Origin of the sequence: Clostridium sp. MCC353 (assembly GCF_018785315.1) — a bacterium.
Classification (GTDB): domain Bacteria; phylum Bacillota; class Clostridia; order Lachnospirales; family Lachnospiraceae; genus CHH4-2.
The window spans coordinates 43,955-50,069 of the sequence record NZ_WQPN01000072.1 but is presented as its reverse complement, the minus strand read 5'-3'; the positions used below and the strand labels follow the sequence as shown (position 1 = coordinate 50,069).

The window sequence follows — 6,115 nt, the reverse complement described above, 5'->3', positions numbered from 1 at the left end:
GTATTTCTTAGGGTCGGAATCCGCCCCCCAATTCCTCTCATCCACGGCCGCCTGCCCCAGATTCCCCGTCTTCATGGCGTTACTCCCGCCAATTCGTTAAATAAAGATTTACTTTAAATGGTAAGTAGTGATATCGGTATTTTCCACGTACAATGCCTTCAACTCCCCTAATTTTTGAAAATGAGGCAGAGTTTTATGCTCCAGCTGCGCCTGGGGATTTTCCCATACTTCAATCAGGCAGACCTCATCATCAGAATCCAGGGGGAGATAATAATCGTATTTCAGGTTTCCCGTTTCTTTCCTTGAGGCATCGGCAATCCCGGCCTCGTATACCTTTTGGCAAAACTCATCCCGTTTTCCATGTTTGATGGTGTAGTGTACTTCTAAAAGAATCTGTTCGTTCATGATTGTTAGTTCCTTTCTATATGATCCCTTTTCTTCTATATTAATAGAGCAGTTTTTCCGGGCAGGCGTCGGTTAAATGTAACAGTTTAGACGGCTTATCTTCTTGACCGAAAAATTCGGTCAAGAAGCATCGGATGTCCATCCGATGTAAAAATTGATAGAGAAAGCGGCTTACAAGCGAGCTTGACGCTGCTTTCTCTATCAATTTTCCCGCCGTCTGAACTGTTACGGTTAAATCAATATACTTCGTAGTGGATCTTGTTCATCGGAAGCTCTGAGAGTTCACGCTTTGCGGGATGTTTATCAGGCATTCCGAGAGAAAGCACTGCCTCTAAAGCAAAGCCGTCTGGGAATTTTAGGAGTTCTTTTAAATAGTTTTCAGTAGTCCTGCCGTCCGGCGCTTCACGCAGCCTGCCTTGAATCCAGCAGCTTCCAATGCCAAGGCTGTCTGCCATCAGGTGCATATTGGACATTACGATTGAACAGTCCTCAACCCAGACATCTGAAGCAGTTATATTCCCGATCACGACGATAGCTGCGTCTGCACCTGAAAGCATTTTGGCGGAGCCGATTCTGCATTCCGACATCTGTTTTAAAATACCCTTATCCCGGACAACAATCAATTCCCAGGGGCGGACGCCTCGGCTGGACGCTGAGAGCAGCCCGGCCTGTAGGATTTTCTGCAGGCTGTCATTTGAAATGGGTTCATCGGTATAAGTTCTCACACTGCGCCGGTTTTGCATGATTTCTAATAAATCCATAGTTTTGTCTTCCTTTCCTTGTTTATACTTAATTGATTTTTAATTCCGTGTCAATTTTTCCGTCCTCTAAACGGTTCCCATTGTTTTATTATACAACAATTATAATATAGAAGAAACAGAGAATGAGACAGATTTACAAGGCTTTTTGGGTCTTCCTGGAAGTGTGGGAATTCAGGCGGCAGAAACTGACACACCAAAAATAAAGTGTCAATATACAAAGCCGCATAACCAGTGCTATCCTATTAAAGAATGTAACAGTTTAGACAGCGGGCTGTCTGGACTGTTACAAAAGGATGACTGGATATCTATCCGGAAAGCAGAAATTTGTTATTTTAAAAAGTCATCCAGGGGGAGGGAACATGTATTTTCAATTAGCGAAATGTGTATTCAGCCAGCATTTTCAATATCGGGAAAGCATATTTTTTCAGTTTATCGGCCAGCTTTTAAGGCTGTATATCCAGATCAGCATCTGGAAAGTACTGCTTCAGTTCAGACAGGAGGAAATGACATTTGAAGAAATGGTGGTCTATACAACGGCTTCTTTAATCTTCTGGCTGTTAACTCAATCGGAGATCACATCCAGCCTTTCGGAAAAGGTCAGGTCCGGTTCCATCGCCATTGATCTGATACGCCCCATTAATCTGAAATGGTATACATTTTGGGAACAGATATCTTCGAACCTGTTTTCACTGCTGTTTATTGGGCTTCCTATTGTGGTGATTGCCGGTTTTGTGTGGCCGTTTGCGAAAATGCAGCCGGAATACTGCCTGCTTTTTGCGGTGAGCTGCGGTTTGGCGGTGGTTTTGTCTTTTTATTTCCAGTATGTGATCGGGCTGTTGGTTTTCTGGTTTAAGGATGGAACCTATGGGAGAATGCTGATCGGAGGGCTGATGGAGATCTTTTCAGGCAAGACCATTCCGCTTTGGTTTTACCCCTTATTTCTGTATAAAATATGCAAAGTTCTTCCGTTCCGGTTTATGGTTTATGAACCCATTGCGATTTTGCTTGGAAAGTACGGCAGAACGGAAACATTTTTCATTATGGGAATGCAGATTTTATGGATCGTTGTTTTTTGGGCGGCGGAAAAATGTATCTGGCATAAAGTTCAGGTTCAAATTGAAGTGCAGGGAGGCTGAAAAATGGGCAGGAAAATTAAGGATGTTTTAGAACTCTATATTGCCTTTGCCAGAGTTACGTTTTTGACCCAGTTAGAGTATAGAGGCCAGTATTTTATGCGGATGTTTTCCAAGATCATTTCCTGGTCTTCCGGATTTCTCATGATCCTGGTTTTATTAAACCGCTTTCAGGTGATTGGAACATGGACGACCTATGAAGTGCTGTTTTTATATGCCCTTGATATGCTGTCCTACTCCATTGCGGCCACATTTTTTATGGGGCCCTTTGGTAAACTTCCAAAGATTATACAAAGAGGGGAACTGGATCAGATTCTGGTGCGTCCGGTGAATCCGCTGGTTTATCTGGTCTGCACAAAGGTGAGCGCGGGATATACCTCCAATTATGTGATCGGGGTGGGAATCATTGTGATCTGTATGAAGAAACTGGCCGTTTCCGCTGGGGTTTTGAATATCTGCTGGCTGGTAATCGTGCTGTTTGGAGGCGTTCTGATCCATGGGGCCGCATTTATTGTGACCACAGTTCCGGCTTTTTGGATCTTAAAGAGCGACGGCCTGCGGCAGATTTTTTATACCAATATGGAACAGTTTATCGCGTATCCGCTGTCTATTTACAACAAAGGAATCCAATTTATTTTAACTTTTATTTTGCCTTACGGATTTATTAATTACTATCCAAGCCAATGGTTCCTCAAAAAACAGGAACTTTTCCACCCTGTGTTACAGTTTATGACGCCGTTCATTGGGTGTGTGGTATTTCTTTTCGCATATTGGTTTTGGAATAAAGGGCTGGATGCCTATCAGGGCACAGGTTCTTGAGGGGGAAAAATGATGATAGAAGCTGAGAATCTACAGAAGAGTTTTAAGGTTTTCCAAAGGCCCAAGGGCGCGCTAAACGCGGTAAAGTCTTTATTTGTGAGAGAATATGAAAAGAAAGAGGCTGTCCGGGACGTATCATTTTCCATAGCAGAAGGGGAAATGGTGGGATATATCGGGCCCAATGGCGCGGGAATGTCCACAACGATTAAAATGCTGTCCGGCATTCTGGTGCCGGATTCAGGCCGCATATTGGTAAATGGCATCGTTCCCCATAAGAACCGGAAGGAAAATGCCATGAATATCGGCACAGTATTCGGCCAGCGGTCCCAATTGAACTGGGACCTGCCTATGAAAGATACATTTCAGCTATATAAAAAAATGTACAGGATAGACGATCATATCTACCATAGAAATGTGGAGATGTTTACGGAACTTCTGGATATGAAAAAATTTATCCGTAAACCGGTGAGACAATTGAGTTTAGGGCAGAAAATGAGGGCGGAAATAGCCATAGCCATGCTCCATGACCCTAAAATATTGTATCTGGATGAACCTACAATCGGACTGGATGTGCTGGTAAAGGATCATATCCGGACATTCATTAAAGAACTGAAGGAAGATAAGAAAACTACGGTAATCCTTACCACTCACGACATGAAAGACATTGACACCATATGTGACAGGATAATCCTGATCGATAACGGAGCTGTGCTTTCGGACACATCTTTAGAGAGTTTTAAAGAAAATCATCATGAGGCGTATTTTGTGCGGGTACAGTTTGAACGGCAGAGAAACGGTCTGGATCATGAAGGGGTGATCTGTGTGGAGGATAAAGACCATGAAAAGACATACCGGGTGGAGAAGGAGAAGATGCCGCCGGATAAGTTTTTAAGGGTTTTATCCGATACATTTGAGATAAAAGACATTGATATCAGCCATGAAGAGATTGAGGAGATTGTGAAGAAATTGTATGAAGGGAGAGGGGCTTGAGCCGGCTGATGCGCATGCTGATCGGCAGAAACCTAAAAAAAGATACTGACTGCTGCCAGTATCTTTTCTTTTTCAATTGTAGCGCCTGTTTCCGGCAGCCTGACCCGAAAGAGACGGGAAAGCAGGCTGAAGCCCCATTCTATGCTACGGAATAAATTCTCACATCCGGGTCGGCGCTCCACAACGGTTTCAGGCCTGTGAAAACATCGTTTTGGAACATCTGGCTGGAAAGGTAAGCCTGGGCATGTTCTGCACTGACGAACCCATGGAGAACCTGAACATCATCTTCCCGGATCAGCAGGTCTTTACTAAGAGCGCCGGGGATGGTGTTCAAAAAGGGCGTGCGGTAATCGGTATAGATTTGGGCGGCAGCGGGACGGTTTACGTGGTCAATTTTCATGGTGATTTCAAGATAAGCATTAATTTTCATTTTTTATATCCTCCTTCATTTTGGCAGTATAACGTTATGCTGTGAAATGATTATAGCCTGATCAATTCTGAATAGGAATATATCAGCCAATTTATTAGTTACTAATAAATTTCATAGTTACTTGTTATTACACAGCGCATTTCATATAATAATTTCAATAGATTCAGAGCGAAATACTGCAAAAAGGAGTTGAGGACATGTATGAACCGAAAATGAAAAAAGATATCAGGTGCCCCCTGGAATATGGGCTGGATATTTTTGGAGGAAAATGGAAACCGCGGATAATCTGTGTGCTGGCGGAGAAGAACGTGCTGCGTTACAGCGTTCTGCGCAGGGAAATGACCGATATAACGGATGCGGTTCTGGCTTCTGCTCTGAAAGAGCTGATTGCGGATGGGATTGTGCTGCGCAGGCAGTATAATGAGATTCCGCCCCGGGTGGAGTATTGTCTGACGGAAAAAGGTAATTCTGTTGTGCCCATACTCCAAAGCATTTGCCGCTGGTCTGGGGCTTATCACAAAGAGGACAGCGAACATGTGCTGTCCCAGTGCCAGAAATGTGATTATCATGCTGGAATACATAATTATTACAAGGCGTAAAACATCCAAGTCTGCTGGGTGAAGGCCGTATGGATTAAAATCAGGTAACAAAAAGCATATTTTCCCTTCCACTCAATTCTTTTTCCCGCACCCGGGCCGTGATACTATAATTACAGGCTGGAATTGACAAACTGCCTGCGGTACTGAAGTGGTGTCGTGCCTTCCCGGTCTTTGAATATTTTTAAAAAATTATTGACATTGATATAACCCACCTGTTCCGCGATCTGGGATACGGAAAGATCGGTGGTGATCAGCAGTTTTTTGGCCTCCGTGACGCGAAAGAGCAGTAAATATTCCTTGAATGTGATACCCACGATATCCTTGAAGGCCAGGGACAACGCATGGCGGCTGATGAAGTTCTGTTCTGCGATTTCTGTCAAAGTCAATTTATGATGAAAATGTTCGCTGACATAACGCTGTGCGTTCAGCACGGCATCCGACATGGTGCTGTGGCCCCGCATGGGGAAATATTCCGGTTTGCTGCGGTAGAGTTCAATCAGGATGGAAGTGAAGAGGGCGGCGCTGCGGGTCTCGTAAAACACCTGTTTCCGGGTATATTCCTCCGCCATCTGCGCGAACAGAGGCAGGACAGCCTGGTAAGCCTGGCCGCTTAACGCCATCACATGGCAGAATTCCTTTGGCCGCTGGATGAAAATGGAGATCAGTTCCGCATCCTTGGTATGCGAAAGGATCAGCTCGCTGGACAAGGTGACTACATAGCGGCAGTAAGGTTCTGCTTCGATTATGAAATTATGGCGCTCCAGACGGCTGATGAAAATCAGGGATTTTTCCGTCAGAGTATAAGTTTTGTGGTTGATGACAGCCTGCGATCTGCCGCCTGTGACCAGAATCATCTCATATTCAAAATGAGCGGTGGGGAGGAATATTTCATCATCAACAACATCGGAATAAAAACAACTGATGTCAGGTACATGGGTATAGAGCATGGGGCCGCCTTTCTATCAAAATTGAAGTTAT

The 6,115-nt window shown here is 44.3% G+C and carries 8 protein-coding genes; 4 read left to right on the top strand and 4 right to left on the bottom strand.

Translation table 11 applies throughout. The features are described from left to right. Nucleotides 1-108: 108 nt before the first annotated feature. Complete coding sequence (locus GPL15_RS14500) at nt 109-405, bottom strand: putative quinol monooxygenase (protein ID WP_215699397.1); 297 nt, start codon at nt 403-405, stop codon at nt 109-111. A 236-nt stretch (nt 406-641) separates the two neighbouring features. After that, on the bottom strand, nt 642-1,166 hold the full coding sequence (locus GPL15_RS14495) for a nitroreductase family protein (protein WP_215699396.1): 525 nt from the start codon (nt 1,164-1,166) through the stop codon (nt 642-644). Nucleotides 1,167-1,525: 359 nt separating this feature from the next. On the opposite strand from GPL15_RS14495, the gene GPL15_RS14490 reads away from it, so the two are divergent. The 3 genes from GPL15_RS14490 to GPL15_RS14480 are packed head-to-tail and all read left to right on the top strand — an operon-like array spanning nt 1,526 to nt 4,108. Beyond that, a complete protein-coding gene (locus GPL15_RS14490) occupies nt 1,526-2,302 on the top strand; it encodes an ABC-2 family transporter protein (protein ID WP_215699395.1) in 777 nt (258 codons plus the stop codon). 3 nt (nt 2,303-2,305) lie between these two features. Beyond that, nucleotides 2,306-3,118 (top strand): ABC-2 family transporter protein, encoded by an 813-nt coding sequence (locus GPL15_RS14485; protein WP_215699394.1) that lies wholly within the window; start codon nt 2,306-2,308, stop codon nt 3,116-3,118. A 9-nt stretch (nt 3,119-3,127) separates the two neighbouring features. Continuing rightward, nucleotides 3,128-4,108 (top strand): ATP-binding cassette domain-containing protein, encoded by a 981-nt coding sequence (locus GPL15_RS14480; protein WP_215699393.1) that lies wholly within the window; start codon nt 3,128-3,130, stop codon nt 4,106-4,108. Nucleotides 4,109-4,247: 139 nt separating this feature from the next. On the opposite strand, the gene GPL15_RS14475 is transcribed toward GPL15_RS14480, so the two are convergent. After that, the gene (locus tag GPL15_RS14475) at nt 4,248-4,538 is read right to left on the bottom strand and encodes a hypothetical protein (RefSeq protein ID WP_215699392.1); all 291 of its coding nucleotides are present in this window, start codon (nt 4,536-4,538) and stop codon (nt 4,248-4,250) included. A gap of 197 nt (nt 4,539-4,735) precedes the next feature. On the opposite strand from GPL15_RS14475, the gene GPL15_RS14470 reads away from it, so the two are divergent. Further along, entirely contained in the window at nt 4,736-5,137 is a 402-nt protein-coding gene (locus GPL15_RS14470; RefSeq protein WP_215699391.1) for a helix-turn-helix domain-containing protein, read from the top strand. Between the two features lie 110 nt (nt 5,138-5,247). Here GPL15_RS14470 and GPL15_RS14465 read toward each other — a convergent pair whose 3' ends face one another. Beyond that, a complete protein-coding gene (locus tag GPL15_RS14465; protein ID WP_215699390.1) occupies nt 5,248-6,084 on the bottom strand; it encodes an AraC family transcriptional regulator in 837 nt (278 codons plus the stop codon). Between the last annotated feature and the right edge of the window lie 31 nt (nt 6,085-6,115).

Coding starts and splice junctions, on each gene's coding strand:
- GPL15_RS14490 (WP_215699395.1), top strand. CDS start 1,526: ATGTATTTTCAATTAGCGAAATGTGTATTCAGCCAGCATTTTCAATAT.
- GPL15_RS14500 (WP_215699397.1), bottom strand. CDS start 405: ATGAACGAACAGATTCTTTTAGAAGTACACTACACCATCAAACATGGA.
- GPL15_RS14485 (WP_215699394.1), top strand. CDS start 2,306: ATGGGCAGGAAAATTAAGGATGTTTTAGAACTCTATATTGCCTTTGCC.
- GPL15_RS14495 (WP_215699396.1), bottom strand. CDS start 1,166: ATGGATTTATTAGAAATCATGCAAAACCGGCGCAGTGTGAGAACTTAT.
- GPL15_RS14480 (WP_215699393.1), top strand. CDS start 3,128: ATGATGATAGAAGCTGAGAATCTACAGAAGAGTTTTAAGGTTTTCCAA.
- GPL15_RS14465 (WP_215699390.1), bottom strand. CDS start 6,084: ATGCTCTATACCCATGTACCTGACATCAGTTGTTTTTATTCCGATGTT.
- GPL15_RS14475 (WP_215699392.1), bottom strand. CDS start 4,538: ATGAAAATTAATGCTTATCTTGAAATCACCATGAAAATTGACCACGTA.
- GPL15_RS14470 (WP_215699391.1), top strand. CDS start 4,736: ATGTATGAACCGAAAATGAAAAAAGATATCAGGTGCCCCCTGGAATAT.